This window comes from Neisseria sp. P0021.S006 (assembly GCF_051956895.1).
On sequence record NZ_JBQCWZ010000650.1, the window covers coordinates 1 to 762 of the forward strand.

At 53.4% G+C, this 762-nt stretch carries 1 protein-coding gene; it reads left to right on the plus strand.

Translation table 11 applies throughout. The features are described from left to right. Window positions 1–762, plus strand: a 762-nt coding sequence (locus ACTHUM_RS16255) for an FAD-dependent oxidoreductase (protein WP_440403458.1), incomplete at both ends; no start/stop codon positions are given.

Sequence of the window (762 nt, forward strand, 5' to 3'; positions counted from 1 at the left end):
AGCACCAGCTGCTCCTGCACAAGAAGCGCCTAAAGCTGCTGCTCCAGCTCCTCAAGCTGCACAATTTGGCGGTTCTGCCGATGCTGAATACGATGTGGTCGTATTGGGTGGCGGCCCTGGCGGTTATTCCGCTGCATTTGCCGCTGCTGACGAAGGCTTGAAAGTTGCCATCGTCGAGCGTTACAAAACTTTGGGCGGCGTTTGCTTGAACGTCGGCTGTATCCCTTCAAAAGCTCTGTTGCACAATGCTGCCGTTATCGATGAAGTACGCCACTTGGCTGCCAACGGTATCAAATACCCTGAGCCTGAACTCGATATCGACATGCTGCGCGGCTACAAAGACGGCGTGGTTTCCCGCTTGACTACCGGTTTGGCCGGTATGGCGAAAGGCCGCAAAGTAGACATTATCCAAGGTGACGGCCAATTCTTAGATCCGCGCCACTTGGAAGTTTCGCTGACGACCAGCGAAGTGTACGAACAAGCTACGCCTACCGGTGAGAAAAAAATCGTTGCCTTCAAAAACTGTATCATCGCAGCAGGCAGCCGCGTAACCAAACTGCCTTTCATCCCTGAAGATCCACGCATCATCGATTCCAGCGGCGCTTTGGCTCTGAAAGAAGTACCGGGCAAACTGCTGATTATCGGCGGCGGTATTATCGGTCTTGAAATGGGTACGGTTTACAGCACTCTGGGTTCTCGCCTGGATGTGGTTGAAATGATGGACGGCCTGATGCAAGGCGCAGACCGCGACTTGGTTAAAGT